Here is a 16,105-nt window from a genome sequence, read left to right as displayed (position 1 = left end):
TGCCGTAATACGGACAGGAAGACGTGAACGTGAATAACACTGTCATTCATCTTCAGAACAGTGGGATCCCCCCTCTATCACCCACCGACGTGGATGCCGGGCCGGCGCAGCGGGTCCGGCTCGGTGCGGCGGATGATCTCCCGCACCACCGGCGGGGTGTCCCCCCGGCCGAGGATCAGGTAGCGCAGCAGATGCGCGACGGGGCTGCCCTCCGACCACTCGAAGTGCGCGTGCGGCCGGACCTGGGTGGCGTCGCGCAGGGCCAGCAGGATCGCCGCAATCGCGTTGGGCGCGGCCGGGCTGCTGGCCCGCAGCACCCGGAAACCGCCCACCTCGACCCCGTGCACCCGCAACACCTGACTGAAGTCCGACGGGTCGACCACGTCGATCTCCAGGAACAGCACGTCGGCTGCCCCCGGCACCGGGTTCATCCCGCGCTGCGCCCGCTCCTTGACCGTGTACTCCTTCACCGAGCCGCTCTGCCGCTTGTTCGCGATCAGGTGCAACTGCCCGTCATGGGCCAGCGACTCGGCGATGAACAGGCGGGCCGGCTCGTCGAACTCGATGCGTTCGGCCCGCAGCTCGGTGGTCCGGGTGACCCGGGAGACCAGCGAGACCGCGATGATGCCGAGGATGAACAGCACCGAGATGGTGATCCCGTCCGGCTGCTCGATGACGTTCTCCAGCAGCGCGTACAGCAGCACCAGCGTCAGCACGGTGAAGCCGATGGCGCCGACGCGCAGGTGCCGGCGGGCCGCGGAGATGGTCACCGCCACCGCGCCCGAGACCATCATCGCCAGGATGCCGGTGGCGTACGCACCGGCCTGGGCGTTGACGTCGGCCCGAAAGGCGATCGTGATGGCCACGCTGACCACGGTGTAGACGATCACCACCGGACGCACGGCCCGCGCCCACTCCGGGGCCATGCCGTACGAGGGCAGGTAGCGGGGCACGATGTTGATCAGGCCGGCCATCGCCGAGGCGCCGGCGAACCAGAGGATGAGGACACTGCTGACGTCGTAGACGGTGCCGAACGGCTCACCCAGGTAGGTGTGCGCCAGGAAGGCCAGCGCTCGACCGTTCGCGGCGCCGCCCGGCCGGAACTCCTCGGGCGGGATCAGCGCTGTGGTCACGAAGGTGGTCGAGATCAGGTACACCGACATGATCAGCGCGGCGGTGGTGAGCAGCCGGCGGGTGTTGCGGATCCGAGCGGCGAGGCGGGCCTGCGAATCCGGCCCGTCGGCCGACACCAGCGGCATCATGCTGACCCCGGTCTCGAACCCGGACAGGCCCAGCACCAGCAGCGGGAAGGCCAGCACGGCGGTGAGCAGCACCTGACCCACCCCGCCGCCCTCCGCGGTCAGCGCGGCGGTCCAGTCCGTCACGATGCCCGGGTCGCCGACGATCCGGGCCACCGCGACCACCACGATCACCGCGTTGAGCAGCAGGAAGACCGCGACCAGCGGGATCGCCACCACCACCGCCTCGCGGAAGCCGAGCAGGAACACCCCGCCGAGGATGAGCAGCAGCGCCACGGTGACCGCCACCGGGACGAAATCGCCGTGCAGGGCGTCCGGCAGGTACGGGTTCTCCAGCAGGTGCACGGTGGCGTCGGCCGAGGAGAGGGTGATCGTGATGATCCAGGAGGTGGCGACGAAACCCAGGAGCACGAGCACGAAGATCTTGCCCCGCCAGAACGGCAGCAGCCGCTCCAGCATCGCCACCGACCCCTGCCCGTGCGGGCTCTCCTGAGCGACCCGCCGGTACATCGGGAGCATCCCGAACAGGGTGAGCGCGACGATCAGCAACGTCGCCAGCGGGGACAGCGCTCCGGCCGCCACCGCCGCGATGCCCGGCAGGTACGACAGGGTGGAGAAGTAGTCGACGCCGGTCAGGCACATCACCTGCCACCAGGCGTGCGTCCGGCTCTGCCCCTCGTTCGCCTCCGGGCCGGGCGGCTGCACCCGGTGTTCGAAGAGCCAGCGGCGCAGCGAGCTGGCCGGCGGCGCCGGCCGGACCGGGCTGGCCACCCGGTCGGGCACCACGACACCCGGCCGGCCACCCCGGTGCGGGCGGGCCGGGTCACGGGCGGCGCGCAGCGCTGGGTCCGGGCCGGTGGGCGGGTGGCGGCGTCCGCTCCCGCGTCGCGGTTTCCCCCGGTGCTCGTCAGCCATCGCCCGTCCCACGCTCGCAGGTCCTGCTCCGACGGTAGGCGGTGGCGCGCGGCCCGACCGGCGGAACCGCGCAGGCTGGTGGCCTGCTCAGGACCGGTCCGGGCCGGCGAACAGCCGGGCCAGGGCGGGCGGGTCGGCGACGGTCACCGTGACCGCCGGGTGCCGGGGCCACCCCCAGGGCACCAGGGCGGGCACCGGTACGCCGAAGCGCAGGCAGACCCCGCCGGCCGTGCTGCTGCCGAAGCTGACGCCGCCGTCGGCCAGCGACACGTGCGTGCCGATCGCCCGCCACCAGCGGTACGGGCCGCTCACCTCGACGCCGGTCACGTTGTCCCGCCCGGTGCGCAACCGCCACGGTCCGTACCGGATCAGCAGTTCCCGGTCGGTGACGTCGGCCCAGGCGGTTGCCGGCCGGACGCCCAGCAGCGCCAGCGCCGGACGGAACACCGGGTCGAAGCGGAACGGGAACCGGGTCGCGGGGCCGGTCATCCCGCACCGGGTCGGATGGTGGGTCGCGGCACCGGGCCACCCGGCCGCAGCGGGCCGGGCCGCGCGGGCCGGGGTCGGGCGGCGGGCCGACGCCGGGCCAGGACGCTCATGCCGCGGGCGTACCCCGTACCGGCCCGGCGACACCCCCCGCCCCGCGGATCTCCCGTCCCCGGCGCCACGCCCCCGCACCGCGCCCCGCCGTGCCCGCCCCGCCGCTGGCAGCGGGCCGACGCCCCTCCCCGCCGGCTCCCCCACCGCCGGCCGACACCCCCCCGGGCCGGCCGACGATCGCAGACGGTCGACACCCCCCGGGGTCGACCGGCTGACACCCCCGAACCCACCGGAATCCCGGCCGGTCCCGCGGGTGCGCGGAGCTGGCGTGGCGGGACGCGTCCCCGCGCTCCGCCGCCCCCCATCGGGCGGAGCGCGGGGACCCCCCGTCCCGGCTACTGCAGGAACGCCCCCAGGGGCGAGAGCAGCAGCCGGCCGAGCGCCGCGGCGTTGTCGTCCAACCGCGTGCGCTCACACTCGCGGGCGTCCGGATCGTGCCGGCACCGCCAGATCTTCTGCGCGTTGCGCCAGGCGACATCGCGCGTGTACTCGACCAGTTCCCCCTGGTACCAGTCGTCGATGTCGCCGTTGAGCATGTCGATGAGCAGCTGCCACCGCTCCAGGTAACCCCGCCGCAGGCCCGGGATCTTGTCCGCGAAGATGTTGTTGATCTCGAGGTAGTCGTGGTGCTGGTCACTGCCGTCGACCGGCTCCGACTCCAGGTGGTCGAACGTGGTGACCAGGGCGAACGGCAGGTCGAAGTTGATGTGCGCGTTCACTCCGGCCGCCGCCGACGGCAGCGGGCGGGCGTCCGGCCCGCGCATCCGCTGGAACAGGCACGACCACGCCTTCGGGGTGCCCGGGCTGGAGTCCGTCCACAGTCGCATCGCGTCGAAGTACCGCGCGGCGAACTCGACGTCCAGCCGCGAGAGGAACACCGGGTCGACGAAGCGGTCGTCGTACAGCCCGTCGAGGACGCTGCTGGTGATGGTCAGGTAGAGCTTGTTGAAGTCGGCCAACGGGCAGCTCTCCTCCAACGGAGGCAGCCGCACCAGCAGATCCTGGAGCTTGGTGAGGTGATCGACAACGGCCGGCACGTCCGCGGGATGGTCGGCGAGCAGGTCGACGATGTCCCGGTGCACGGGCCCCCAGACCGGTTCGGTCATCTCTCCTCCATGGTGGTTCACGGCGCCCCCGTGCCGCCGTCGACGATGCTCAGCCTTTCAGCCGACACCGACCGCCGGATCAGTAGAACGACGTATACCGGCGCGCACAGCGCCGGCTGACCGACCGGTCGCTCAGGCGCGCCGGTTGCGCAACTGGATGGCGCTGGCCTGGACACGGGTACGGACCTGGAGCTTGTCGAAGATGTGCGACACGTGCACCCCGATGGTCCGCTCGCTGATGAACAGCCGTTGCCCGATCTCCTTGTTGGTCAGCCCCTCGGCGACCAGGGCGAGCACCTCGCGCTCCCGCGCGGTGAGCGACGCCAGCTCCTCGTCGACCGGCTCGCCCGGGGTCGCGCCACGGTCGGTCGCCTCGCGCTCCTCCAGCGACACCCGGGCGCGCCCGGCCAGCTCCCGGATCTCCGAGGTCAACGGCACCGCGCCCAACCCCTGCGCCACCCGGTACGCCTCGCGCAGCAGCTTGCCGGCGGTGGCCACCCGGCTGCGCCGGGCCAGCAACGCCTCGGCCTGCCGCAGCCGGGAGTACGCCGCCGGGTAGGGGTGGTTGCGCCGGTCCCACTCGGCGACCGAGCTGGCCCACAGCTCCGGGTCGCTGCCGTCGAGTCGGCTCACCTCGGCGGCGCAGAGCGCCAGGAAACCGTCCACCACGGAACGCACCGGACGAGCCGCGGACGCGCTCTTGCGCGCCACCCGCTCGGCCACGTCCCGCAGTCGGCGTACCGCCGTGGGGTCGACCGCCACCGTGCGACTGGCGTGCGCCTCCGCCTCGGCGCGCAGGCCGTGCCAGACCAGCGCCGAGAGGATGGTCACGTCGTCGGAGCGGCTCTCGGTCAGGCCGCGCTGCACCGCCTGCCGCGCCACGTCGTGCCGGCCCTCCCACATGGCCAGCCCGGCGCGCAGGGTGAGCAGCGGGATGACGTGCCGGGCCCCGCCGCCGGCGAGCACCGTGGCCACCGCGTCGAGGTCCCGGTCGGCGGCCTCGATGTCGCCGTAGCCCACCGAGAGCCGGCACCGGGCCAGGAGCAGCTCGACGGCGTCGGCGCCGGACGGGCGGTGCCGCAGCGCGGCCGCGACCACCTTCTCCGCCTCGGCCCACTGGCCGACCCGGAACAGCCCGTTGGTGGCGATGGCCAGCAGCCGGGTCTCCCAGGTGCGGCCCAGCCCCAGCTCGGCCACCCGCTCGGCGCCCCGCCGGGCCACCACCACCCCCTCCTCGAGGATGTTCAGCGGACCGGTCAGCAGCTCGGCCAGGTGCAGGTACGCACAGGCCACATCCTCCGGCTTGCCGGCGCGCTCGGCGGTGTCGAGCGCCTGGCGCATCACCGCCAGCCCGGCATCCGGGTCTTCCAGGTACGCCTCGCTGAAGCCGAGCGCGGAGCTGGCCAGCACCACGTCGGTGGTCGAACCCTCCACTGTGGCCGCCAGCGCCAGCGCCTCCCGGGCCCACCGGCCGGCGTCGGCGTACCGGCCGAGATGCAGCAGCAGCTCGGCCAGGTGCGCGGCGGCGGTGGCCCGGGCGGCTGACGAGCAGTCCGCGGCCTCCAGCGCCCGCTGGTACTCCTCCTCCGCGAGCGCGGAGCGCCCGGCAGCGGCCAGGTAGCGGGCCCGGCGGATGTGCAGCGCGCAGCTCGGCTCGCCGCCCTGCACCACGGCCAGCTCCTCCAGCAGGGCCAGCGCCCGGGCGTGCTCCCCGCAGTGGTGGGCCGACTCGGCGGCGTTGCCGAGCAGCTCGACCCGGTCCACCGCCAGGGTGCCCGGGTCGCCGGCCAGCTGCAACGCCGCCGACCAGTGCCGGTGCGCCTCGGCGTAACCGTGCAGCCGCTCGGCCTCCTGCGCCGCGGCCACCGCCGCCGGCAACGCGCGCGCCGGCTCGCCGGCCAGCCGCCAGTGGTGCGCCAACCGGGCCTGGTGCAGCTCGGCCGGCGCGGCGGTCAGTGCCTCGGCGTAGCGACGGTGCAGCCCGGAGCGCTCGGCCGGCAGCAGCTCGTGCGCCAGCACCTCGGCCACCAACCGGTGCCGCAGCCGGTAGCCGTCGTCGGCGCCGACCAGCAGCCGGTGCGCCACCGCGGCGCGGGCCGCCTCGATCAGCTCCTCCTCCGGCAGCCGGAGCACCTCGGCCAGCAGCCAGTGCTCCACCGGCTCGACGCCGGCGGCCACCGCGTGCACCACGGCGTGCGCGTGCTGGGGCAGCGCGTCGACCCGGGCGAGGAAGATCTCCCGCAGCGTCTCGGACAGCCCGTCCCGGCCGTCGCGCAGGTCGCGGGCCAACTCCTCGATGACGAACGGGTTGCCGCCGCTGCGCTGCCACACCTGCTCGGCCGCGTCCGCCGAGAGCTGCCGGCCGACCACCGCGGCGGCGAGCCGTTCGGTGCCGGCCCGGTCCAGTGGGGCCAGGTCGAGCACCCGCACCGTCCGCAGTCGACGCAGCTCGGTGAGCACCCGGCGCAGCGGGTGCGCGCCCTGCAACGACTCGGCGCGCACCGCGGCCAGCACCGAGAGCTGGAGGTCGCCGAGACCGGCCAGCAGGTAGAGCAGCAGCTGCCGGGTGCTCCGGTCGACCCACTGGAGGTCGTCCAGGATCAGCACCAGTGGCCGGCCCTCAGCGATCAGGTGCAGACCCCGGGAGACCCGTTCCAGCAGCGCGCCCGCGCCGTCCGGGCCGGCGGTCTCGTCGGCGAACATCTGCAACAGCCCCCGCACCGCCGAGGAGGTGCGGGCGTGCGACGTCGACAGGTCAGCGTCGAAGCGGCGCAGCGCCTGCAACAGCGGGTGCAGCGGCGAGGCGTCGCCGATGTCCAGGCAGCTGCCGGTGAGCACCAGCGCCCCCTGGTCGCGCAACCGGGCGCCGATCTCGCCGAGCAGCCGGGTCTTGCCCACACCGCTCTCACCGGTCAGGAAGACGGCGGCGGTCTGCCCGTGCGCGACATCCCCGAGCAACGCGGACCGAACCGTCTGCACCAGCTCGGCCCGGCCCACGAGCGGTGCGGTGTCCACATCGCTGGCCATGGCACGCAGCCTAATCACACGCCCCCGAACCGTTCTACGGCCATCTGCCGCTTGTGGTACTCCTCGCGTCGACATTGCGACTAAAGGTTGCGGGTGGCCGACATACGTCGTTCTGCCGATCCCCCGTCAGCCCAGGAATGCCAATCTCCGGAGGTCATCAGGCATCAGCGGGAGGAAGGCCGGTGCGATACCCATGATCACGATCGTCGCCGACGCGCAGCGGACCGCAGGCGGACACTGGCCGGTGCCGGAGGAGAGACGCACCGTCACGGTCCTCTTCGCCGACATCGTCGGCTCCACCGCGCTGGTGGACCGGCTGGACCCGGAGGACGTCCGGGCGCTGCAACGGGCCTACTTCGACACCGTCGCCGGCGTGCTGCACCGCTGGCACGGCGTGGTCGAGAAGTACGTCGGCGACGCGGTGATGGCTCTCTTCGGCGCGCGGCACTCCGATGGCTTCGACGCGTACCGCGCCGTCCGCGCCGGGCTGGAGATCCAGGCCGCGCTGGATCGCCGGCCGATGGTCGGTGGCATCGGGCTGCGGGTGCGGGTCGGCGTCGCGACCGGCGAGGTGGTGGTCGACCTGGGCAGCGCGGTCAGCGGCGGCCACGGCGTGGCCAGTGGCGCCGTGATCACCACCGCGGCCCGGCTCCAGGAGTACGCGCCACCCGGCGCCGTCGCGCTCTGCGCGGCCACCGCCCGGGCCACCGCCGGCCTGATCGCCCAGCGCCAGCTCGCGCCGGTGCCGGTCGCCGGACGGGTGCCCCCGGGCCCGGTCTGGCACGCCGTCGGCCCGGTACGCCCGAGCGCCGACCGGCACGACGGGCCGCTGATCGGTCGCCGCCGCGAGCTGGCCACCGCCCGCGACGAACTGACCCGGGCGGTCCGCGAGCACAACCCGCGCTGGGTGTCCCTGGTGGGCCCGACCGGCAGCGGCCGCAGCCGGCTGCTGCACGAGCTGACCCGGTCGCTGACCACGGTGGACGGGGAGGCGGTGCGCTGGTGCGTGGCGACCTGCCAGCCGTACCCCGATCAGGTGCTGGCGCCGGTGGCGGACCTGCTCCGCCGCCTCGCCGGGATCCGCCACGGTGACGGTCCGGCAATGGTCCGCGACCGGCTGACCGCGACCTTGACTCCGCTGCTCCCGCCGGGCCGGCTCGCGGCGGCGGTGTCGGCGTTGGAACGGCTGCTGGCCACCCCGGACGGCTCGGCGGCGGCGCTGGCCGGCGCGGCGGTCTGCCGGGACGCCCTGCTGCGCCTGGCCGCCCGCCGGCCGCTGATCGTCGCCGTGGACGACCTGGACCGGGCCGCGCCCGCCGTGAGCCGGTTCCTGCACGCGCTGTTCACCGCCGCCAGGGCGCGCGCGCTGCCGCTGGCTGTGGTCACCCTGCATCAGCCGCACTGGGTCGACACCCACCCCGGTCCGACCCGGCGGGTGGCGGTCCGGCCGCTGGCCACGGTGCAGAGCGGGCGGCTGCTGCGCCTGCTGCTGACCCGGGCCGGGCAGCCGGTGGCCCTGGTCGACCGGCTGCTGCCGCTGGTGGGCGGCCGCCCCGGGCACGCGGCGGCCTACGTGCGTTCCGTCGTCGACGGCGCCGACCCGGCGGCGCTCCCGTTGCCCGACGAGGTGCGTCGGGCCGTCGGCGCGGAGGTGGACCGGCTCGACGGCGAGGGGCGTGCGGTGCTGATGGCCGCCGGCGCCCTCGGCGGCCTGGTCACCGACGCGGCGGTGGACCGGGGGCTCGGGTGGACACCCGGGCGCTCCGGGCCGGCGCTGCGCGCGCTCGTCGCCGCCGGGCTGCTGATCCCCCGCCGCGCCGGGTACGCCTTCGCCACGCCCGCGCTGCGCCGGGTCGCCGCCGAGCGGCTCCCCCGCGCGCTGCGGGCCGTCTTCGCCCACCGCTCGGCGGACGGCGCCCCTCTCGACGCCATCCACCCGGACGCGGTCGAGCGGACCTCCGCCCCCGACCGGCCCGCCGCAGTCAGCGTCGACGTCCCCGCGCCCCGCACAGACGCCACCGCCTCCGCCGCACACCGCGCGGATGCCCCCGGTTCCAACGTCCGGCGCGCGGATGTCGCCCGCCCGGTCACCGCTGCGGCGGAGGTCGTGCCCCTCGACGCCGCCCGGTCCCGGACCCGCCACCTCGACACCGTGGCCGCGATACCAGCCGTGGCGCGGCCGGCCGCCTCGACCCATCAGGCCGGGCCGCGCCGGCGCCTCGGCGCCCCGGCGGCGGCGCCGCCGACCCGGATCGGCGCTTCGACGCCCGTGCGGCGGCTCCGGGCGGCCGCCTCGGCGGGCGACGTGCCACCGGCCCGACCCGCCACGCTCGCGCCGGCCCGCACGGGCCGGCCGGCCGCACCGACGCCGCCGGCCGGTGACCGGGGTCCGGGCGTGGACCCGCAGCCCGCGCCGGTCCGGGCGGTACCCGCCGCACCCGGGTCGTCCGGGCTGCGGCCGACGCCCCGGCGCGGCGGGTTGACCGTCGTCCGTGGTGCGCCCGGCCCGGCGCGGGCCGTACCTCGCCCTCCGGTGCTCGGCCCGCTGGACGGCCTCGCCACGTCCGCGTGACCGTTCGGCGCGGACGCTCGATCGACGACCTGTCGCCGGGCGAGGCGCCGGCCCAGGTGACGAAGCTATTGCTGAGGGGCCGAGGGGGCATTGCCTGCCGGGGCCACCGTTCGGGCACTCACCCGGCTTCGCGGCGCCTGCGGCAGCCGTCGCTGTGCACGTCGGAGCGAGACAGCCGTCCACCGTGACACGCGCGGCGGGACGAGCGGGTGGGTCGAGGGTGCACCGGTGGACTCGCGGACCTGCTTCTGCAGGAGGCGGAGTGTCGGCCACCAGTCGGGGTGGCTCTCCACCACCTCGGCGAGCGCCGGGCTCTGCTGCAACATCTGCGCGGGCCAGTGGTGCCACGAGTGGGCGAAGTCGAAGGCGGGCAGGAGCGAGGCCATCTGAAGATTGCACTCCAGTACGTCGGCGAGCAACTCCGCGAGCGTCAGTACCTTCGGCCGCTGCACGTCGTCCGGCGTGGCCGGCTTCCCGTCGAAGAAGTACGAACGAACCGGTGGATCCTCCAGCAGTCGTTCATGCCATGCCCGAATGAGGTTGTTGACCTCCACCAGCGCGGTGGCCGACCCGATGCCGTTGTTGATGCGGCTCTGTCTCGCGACCTCCCGCGTCTGTAGCGCGGAGAAGCACAACGACACCGCCACCAGCACGAGACCGACGACACTGAGGACTGTCTCATTCACGGCTGCACGCCCTTCGAGAACGGGAATCGGTCCTCACGTTAGGGCGATGCCGCAACCATCGAGGGCCGTGAGGTTCGCGGTCAGGGGGCGGCGAGGAAGGCCAGCACCCGGGGCCAGGTCGCGGCGGCGGCGTCCGGTGTGTACTCGGCGAGGTCCGGATCGGTGAACAGATGCCCCGCGCCGGGGTGGCGGAACACCGTCAGGTCGGCGCCGGCCCCGCTCATCGCCCGCTGCCACTCGTCGACCTCGTCCGGCGCGTCGTACGGATCGGGGTCGGCGAGGTGCAGCTGCACCGGCAGCCCGGCGCGGGCGGCCTCCGGCGCGCCACCGGTGCCGTGCAGCAGGAGCAGCCCGGCGGTGTCGGGGCGCTCGGCCAGCAGCGCCCCGGCCACGCCGGCACCCATCGAGAAGCCGGCGAGCACGGTCTGTGCCGGCAGCTCCCGCAGCGCCGCCCGGGCCCGGTCGAGCACCACCTCGTGGCCGATCTTCTCGAGCAGCCCGAAGCCCTCCTCGACGGTGTCGACGGCCGGGACGCCGTACAGGTCGGGGGTGACGACCCGGTGCCCGGCGGCGCGCATCCGGTCCGCTGCGGCGCGCACGGCGGGCCGCAGCCCGTGCACGGAGTGGAACAGCACGACGTGTCGCATCCGGTCATCCTGCCCCAGCTTGCCGGCGGTGCCGTGTGGCCACGCGGGGCGGCCGTCAGACCAGCGCGGCCAGCCGGACCACCAGCTCCGACGGCGACGGCATCGCGGCGATCTCGTGGCTGACCTGCCCGGCGGCGGTCCGCAGGCCGTCGTCGGTGAGCAGCCGGGTCAGCGTCGCCGGGGTGATGTCGCGGGGGCGCAAGGCCAGGCCGGCGCCCCGGCGGGCCACCAGTTCGGCGTTGTGCCGCCGGTCCCCCGGACCGACGGTGGCCAGCTGCGGCAGACCGGCGGTGAGGGCGCCGTAGACGCTGCCCGCCCCACCGTGGTGGACCAGCGCCACGCTCGCCGGCAGCGCCTCGTCGAGGGGGATCCAGTCGACCACGCGGACGTTGCCGGGCAGCGCACGGGTCGAGCGCTGGTCCGGCCGGACCAGCACGATCTCGGCGTCCACCTGGGCGGCGGCGGCGACGACGGCGGGCATCGGCCCCCGGTCGCCGGGGCCGGTCAGGGTGCTGCGGGTGACCAGGATCCGCGGCCGGTCGCCGGGCTCGCGCAGCCAGTCCGGCAGCGCGCCGCCGCCGGCGTACGAGGTGTAGCGCATCGGCCAGCCGTCCTGCGTGGCCACGCTGGGCGGGGCCACGGCGAGCGCGGCGGCGGGCGGTGGCAGCTCGGTCAGGCCGTGCCGGCGCAGTGCGGCGCCGAGCCGGGCGGTGGTGGCGCGGACCAGCTCCCGACCGTCGAAGAGGCTGTTCTCCTGCCGGACCGCCGGCACGCCCAGCCGGGCGGCGGCCACGGCGCCGGCAACCGCGAACGGCTCGTGCAGCACCAGGTCCGGTTGCCACCGGGTGGCCAGCGCGACGACCGGGTCGGTGAGCTGGTCGTTGAGCGCGCCGAAGAGCAGGCCGGCGCCCCGGGTGCCGGCCGTGCCGGCAAGCTCCGCGCGGGCGATGAGCGGGTGGCGCGGCAGCACGCGCAGCGCGATCCGGCCGAAGTCGAAGCCCGGCGCGACGTCGTGCACCGGCAGACCGGCGTCGGCGGCGGCCAGGCCGCCCCCACCGGTCGCCAGGAGTACGTCGTGGCCGGCGTCGCGCAGCGCCACGGCGAGCGGCACCAGCGGGAAGGCGTGGCCGACGAGCGGCGCGGAGACCACCAGCACACGCATGGACGGATCCTATGTCGACGGCGGCGATGACGGCGTCCGGCTGCGGCCCCGGAACTCCGCGACCACCTCGCCGTCGTCGCGGGTGACCGTGACGTCGTAGATGCCGCTGCGGCCGAAACGGGTGCGCTCGGTGGCGCGGGCGGTGAGCAGGTCCCCGGCGTGGGCCGGCCGGACGAACGTGATCTCACCGCCGGCGGCGACGGTGACCGGGCCCCGGCTGTTGCAGGCCAGCGCGAAGGCGGTGTCGGCGAGCAGGAAGACGAAGCCGCCGTGGGCGATGGCGTGGCCGTTGAGCATCCGCTCGGTCACCCGCATCCGGGCCACCGCCGCGCCGTCGCCGGCCTCGACCAGGTCGATGCCGAGACCGCGCGAGGCCGCGTCGGCGGCGAACATGTCGTACGCCGGGTTGCGCTGTTCCGCCACGTCAGCCGGCCCGGCGCTGGTCGACGATGCGCCGCATCTTGCCCACCGAGCGCTCCACCCCGTCCGGGGCGAGCACCTGGACCGCCACGCTCACCCCGATGGTGTTCTTCACCAGCTCCACGAGCGTCGCGCCGGCGTGCTCGGCGGCGTCGACGGTGACCTCGGCCCGCCGTTCCACCCGCACGGTCAGGGTGTCCAGCCGGCCCTGCCGGTCGAGTACGCACTGGAAGTGCGGCGACAACTGCGGGGTCCGCAGGATCAGCTCCTCGATCTGGGTCGGGAAGACGTTCACCCCGCGCACGATCATCATGTCGTCCGTCCGGCCGGTGATCTTCTCGATCCGGCGCATCGGGCGGGCGGTGCCGGGCAGCAGCCGGGTCAGGTCCCGGGTGCGGTAGCGGACGACCGGCATGGCCTCCTTGGTCAGCGAGGTGAGCACCAGTTCGCCCTGCTCGCCGTCGGGCAGCACCGCCCCGGTGACCGGGTCGATGATCTCCGGGTAGAAGTGGTCCTCCCAGAGGTGCAGGCCGTCCTTGGTCTCGACGCACTCGGTGGCCACGCCCGGGCCCATCACCTCGGAGAGCCCGTAGATGTCGACCGCGTGGATGTCCAGCCGGTGCTCCATCTCCCGGCGCATGTCCTCGGTCCACGGTTCGGCGCCGAAGATGCCCACCCGCAGCGAGGTCGCCCGGGGGTCGAGGCCCTGGCGCCGCATCTCGTCCACGATGGCCAGCATGTAGCTGGGCGTGACCATGATGACCTCGGGTTCGAAGTCGCGGATCAGCATGACCTGGCGTTCGGTCATGCCGCCGGAGACCGGGATGACCGTGCAGCCCAGCTCCTCGGCGCCGTAGTGCGCGCCGAGCCCGCCGGTGAAGAGGCCGTAGCCGTACGCCACGTGCACCCGGTCGCCGGGGCGGCCGCCGGACGCGCGGATCGACCGGGCCATCAGCCGCGCCCAGGTCCGCAGGTCGTCGCGGGTGTAGCCGACCACGGTCGGCCGGCCGGTGGTGCCCGAGGAGGCGTGCAGCCGGGCGACCCGCTCGCGGGGCACGGCGAACATGCCGAACGGGTAGTTCTCCCGCAGCTCCGCCTTGCCGGTGAACGGGAAGCGGGCCAGGTCGTCGAGGTCCCGGCAGTCGTCGGGATGGACGCCGGCCGCGTCGAACGCCCGACGGTAGTGCGGCACGTTGTCGTACGCGTGCCGCAACGACCAGCGCAGCCGTTCGCGTTGCAGGTCGCGCAGCTCGTCGACGCCGGCTCGCTCGATCGGCTCCAGTTCCTCGGGCCGAGGGGTGCGGTCCTGCATCGGGGGTGCCTCCTGTCCGCTGGGCGGCCGGTTCGGTGCCGGCCGACCCGGGTAAGGTACGCCCCCGCCGGTCAGGGGTTCTCCGGGTCCAGGTTCCGCTTTCGCGGCAGGGCGTCGAGCCCGTCCTGGCCGCGCTCACCCTGGCCGGTCTGGGCGTCCCGCTCGGGGCGCTCCGGCTGGCCCGCCGGAACGGGGCGACGACGGCCGAGGCGGATCTGGCACCGAGCGTGGCCTGACCCCGGTCGCACCGTTCGCGTGCGGGGCGCCGGGCCGAACGGATGACCGGCCCGGCGTCCTCTGATCATCGCCCTACCATCTTTCTCGCAATTGCAAATTATGTGCAACAAGGTCTGGACAGGTGCCGCGTGCCGTAAGTAGCCTGATCGCTATGACTCCTTACATCACGGATCCGTGGGCCTGGCAGGAGAGCTGGGACCGCCAGCAGGCGGCGTACCTACCGGACCGGGAGCACCGCTTCACCGCCATGCTCGACGCGGTGGACGCGGTCCGCGACGGCCGGCCGCCGCGCCTGCTCGACCTGGCCGGCGGCACCGGCACCATCTCGCTGCGGACGCTGGCGCGGTTCCCCACCGCCGAGGTGACCCTGCTCGACCTCGACCCGGCGCTGCTCGCCATCGCCGGGGCCTCCCTGACCGACCGGGCCACCATCGTCACCGCCGACCTCGGCACCCCCGAATGGCGATCCGCGCTGCCCCACGGCGAGTACGACGCCGTGCTCACCGCCACGGCGCTGCACTGGCTGCCCGCCGAGCGGCTGGGCCAGCTCTACGGCGAGATCCGCGACCTGCTGCGCCCGGGCGGGATCTTCGTCAACGCCGACCACATGCCCGACGACACCCTGCCGGAGCTGACCAAGCGGCTGCTCGACCGGGCGCGGGACCGGCGGGCGGCCCGGTACGCCGCCGGGTCCGTGCTGTCCTGGTCGGACTGGTGGGACCGGGCCGCCGCCGACCCGGCGCTCGCCCCGCTGGTCGCCCAGCGGCGGGCCATCTACCCGACCGGGCACAGCCCCGAGTGGAACCCGCCGGTCTCCTGGCACCTGGCCACGCTGACCGAGGCAGGCTTCGGCGAGGTCGGCACGGTGTGGCGCGGCGGCACGGACGCGGCGGTGGCGGGGGTGCGCTGACCGACCAACCCCGGCGTCCCGCCGGATCGGGCCGGCCGGGTGCTCGACCCGCCGGCCCGCCCGGCGCTCCACGAGGTGGGCGATATGCTGACGCCGGAGCCGTCAAGCTCTCCGGCGGTGGGGCCCGCCGTCCCCGGCACGCACCGGGAGAACCGCGACGCCGCTCGCCAACGGTCCCTGCCAGTGACACCCGTGCTGGTAGGGAGGCATCGTGTCCGGACCACTCGACCCGCGCACCGACCCCGACGTCGATCTGCGCGTCCCCGCCGACCGGGGCGAGCTGACCGCCCGTCCCGCCATGGTGCTCACCGCGATCGCGGCCGGCGGGGTGCTCGGCGCGCTGGCGCGGGCCGGCCTGCAACACGCCGTCCCCCACCCGCCGACCGGTTTCCCGTGGGCGACCTTCGGCATCAACCTGAGCGGCTGCCTGCTGATCGGCGTCCTGATGGCGGTGCTCGGGCACGTCGGCGGCGGGCATCCGCTGGCCCGCCCATTCCTCGGCGTCGGGGTGCTCGGCGGATTCACCACCTTCTCCACCTACGCCGTGGACGTGCACCAGGCGGTGGTCGCGGGTGCTCCGGGCACCGCGCTGGCGTACCTGGCCGCCACCGTGGTCGGTGCGCTGGTCGCGGTGTGGCTCGGTGATGCCGTCGCCGCGCGACTGCTCGATCGGTTGGGCCGCGACGACGGACGGGGCGCCCGGTGACCGTGCTGCTCATCGCGCTCGGTGCGGCCGTCGGCGCGCCGCTGCGCTACCTCACCGACCGGGCCGTGCAGGCCCGGCACGCCTCGGCGTTTCCGTGGGGAACGTTGACCGTCAACGTGTGCGGCTCGCTGCTGCTCGGCGTCCTCGTCGGGCTGCCGGCCGGCCCGGCGGTCAGCGCGCTGCTCAGCACCGGCTTCTGTGGCGCGCTGACCACCTACTCCACCTTCAGCTACGAGACGCTGCGACTGGCCAGGACCGGCCACCGGCTCCTCGCGCTGGCCAACGTGCTGGCCAGCGTGGCCGCCGGGCTCGCCGCGGCGACCGCCGGCTACGCCCTCGCCCGGGCCCTGAGCGGCTGACCCGCCGAGGCGCCCGGCGCGCCCTCGCTTCCTCGTCCCTCGCCCCTTGCCCCCTCGGTGCACCGGGCACGGGCACCAGGCACCTGGGCCGGATCCCGACGTGGTCGCCGCGGACCCACCGCAGGATCACGCTGCATTCTGGATGTAGTGGCTTCGTCCCGCCAGCGAGGCCACCACATCCTGGATC

General features: G+C 74.8%; 13 protein-coding genes. 4 read left to right on the top strand and 9 right to left on the bottom strand.

The window, feature by feature from the left end:
• Positions 1-77: 77 nt before the first annotated feature.
• The 4 genes from AB0K07_RS14855 to AB0K07_RS14840 all read right to left on the bottom strand — a co-directional run bounded on the left by AB0K07_RS14855 (position 78) and on the right by AB0K07_RS14840 (position 6,907).
• On the bottom strand, positions 78-2,174 hold the full coding sequence (locus AB0K07_RS14855; protein ID WP_363755233.1) for an amino acid transporter: 2,097 nt from the start codon (positions 2,172-2,174) through the stop codon (positions 78-80).
• Positions 2,175-2,261: 87 nt separating this feature from the next.
• Positions 2,262-2,663 carry a hypothetical protein gene (locus AB0K07_RS14850; RefSeq protein ID WP_363755231.1) on the bottom strand — a complete coding sequence of 134 codons (402 nt, stop codon included), beginning with the start codon at positions 2,661-2,663 and terminating at the stop codon, positions 2,262-2,264.
• A gap of 446 nt (positions 2,664-3,109) precedes the next feature.
• Positions 3,110-3,880, bottom strand: coding sequence for a DUF5995 family protein (locus AB0K07_RS14845; protein WP_363755229.1), 771 nt, complete (start codon positions 3,878-3,880; stop codon positions 3,110-3,112).
• A gap of 132 nt (positions 3,881-4,012) precedes the next feature.
• Entirely contained in the window at positions 4,013-6,907 is a 2,895-nt protein-coding gene (locus tag AB0K07_RS14840; RefSeq protein ID WP_363755227.1) for an AAA family ATPase, read from the bottom strand.
• Positions 6,908-7,100: 193 nt separating this feature from the next.
• Here AB0K07_RS14840 and AB0K07_RS14835 point away from each other — a divergent pair, with 193 nt between their 5' ends.
• Positions 7,101-9,479, top strand: coding sequence for an adenylate/guanylate cyclase domain-containing protein (locus tag AB0K07_RS14835; protein WP_363755225.1), 2,379 nt, complete (start codon positions 7,101-7,103; stop codon positions 9,477-9,479).
• A 65-nt stretch (positions 9,480-9,544) separates the two neighbouring features.
• On the opposite strand, the gene AB0K07_RS14830 is transcribed toward AB0K07_RS14835, so the two are convergent.
• The 5 genes from AB0K07_RS14830 to paaK form a co-directional block, all read right to left on the bottom strand.
• Positions 9,545-10,165 (bottom strand): hypothetical protein, encoded by a 621-nt coding sequence (locus AB0K07_RS14830; protein ID WP_363755223.1) that lies wholly within the window; start codon positions 10,163-10,165, stop codon positions 9,545-9,547.
• An 80-nt stretch (positions 10,166-10,245) separates the two neighbouring features.
• Entirely contained in the window at positions 10,246-10,812 is a 567-nt protein-coding gene (locus AB0K07_RS14825) for a dienelactone hydrolase family protein (protein ID WP_363755221.1), read from the bottom strand.
• Between the two features lie 55 nt (positions 10,813-10,867).
• Positions 10,868-11,974, bottom strand: coding sequence for a nucleotide disphospho-sugar-binding domain-containing protein (locus AB0K07_RS14820; protein ID WP_363755219.1), 1,107 nt, complete (start codon positions 11,972-11,974; stop codon positions 10,868-10,870).
• A 9-nt stretch (positions 11,975-11,983) separates the two neighbouring features.
• On the bottom strand, positions 11,984-12,367 hold the full coding sequence (paaI, locus tag AB0K07_RS14815) for a hydroxyphenylacetyl-CoA thioesterase PaaI (RefSeq protein ID WP_363755598.1): 384 nt from the start codon (positions 12,365-12,367) through the stop codon (positions 11,984-11,986).
• Positions 12,368-12,398: 31 nt separating this feature from the next.
• The gene (gene paaK, locus AB0K07_RS14810) at positions 12,399-13,706 is read right to left on the bottom strand and encodes a phenylacetate--CoA ligase PaaK (protein ID WP_363755217.1); all 1,308 of its coding nucleotides are present in this window, start codon (positions 13,704-13,706) and stop codon (positions 12,399-12,401) included.
• Positions 13,707-14,094: 388 nt separating this feature from the next.
• Here paaK and AB0K07_RS14805 point away from each other — a divergent pair, with 388 nt between their 5' ends.
• From AB0K07_RS14805 to crcB, 3 genes are all read left to right on the top strand, one after another.
• Positions 14,095-14,853 carry a class I SAM-dependent methyltransferase gene (locus tag AB0K07_RS14805; protein WP_363755215.1) on the top strand — a complete coding sequence of 253 codons (759 nt, stop codon included), beginning with the start codon at positions 14,095-14,097 and terminating at the stop codon, positions 14,851-14,853.
• Between the two features lie 211 nt (positions 14,854-15,064).
• Positions 15,065-15,559 carry a CrcB family protein gene (locus tag AB0K07_RS14800; RefSeq protein WP_363755213.1) on the top strand — a complete coding sequence of 165 codons (495 nt, stop codon included), beginning with the start codon at positions 15,065-15,067 and terminating at the stop codon, positions 15,557-15,559.
• Positions 15,556-15,918 (top strand): fluoride efflux transporter CrcB, encoded by a 363-nt coding sequence (gene crcB, locus AB0K07_RS14795; protein ID WP_363755211.1) that lies wholly within the window; start codon positions 15,556-15,558, stop codon positions 15,916-15,918. The genes AB0K07_RS14800 and crcB overlap by 4 nt, the downstream gene beginning before the upstream one ends.
• The last annotated feature ends 187 nt before the right edge of the window (positions 15,919-16,105 follow it).

The sequence above is a fragment of the Micromonospora sp. NPDC049301 genome (assembly GCF_040678715.1).
Taxonomy (GTDB): domain Bacteria; phylum Actinomycetota; class Actinomycetes; order Mycobacteriales; family Micromonosporaceae; genus Micromonospora.
The sequence above is the reverse complement of the archived record's forward strand: the minus strand, read 5'-3'. Positions and strand labels throughout refer to the sequence as shown.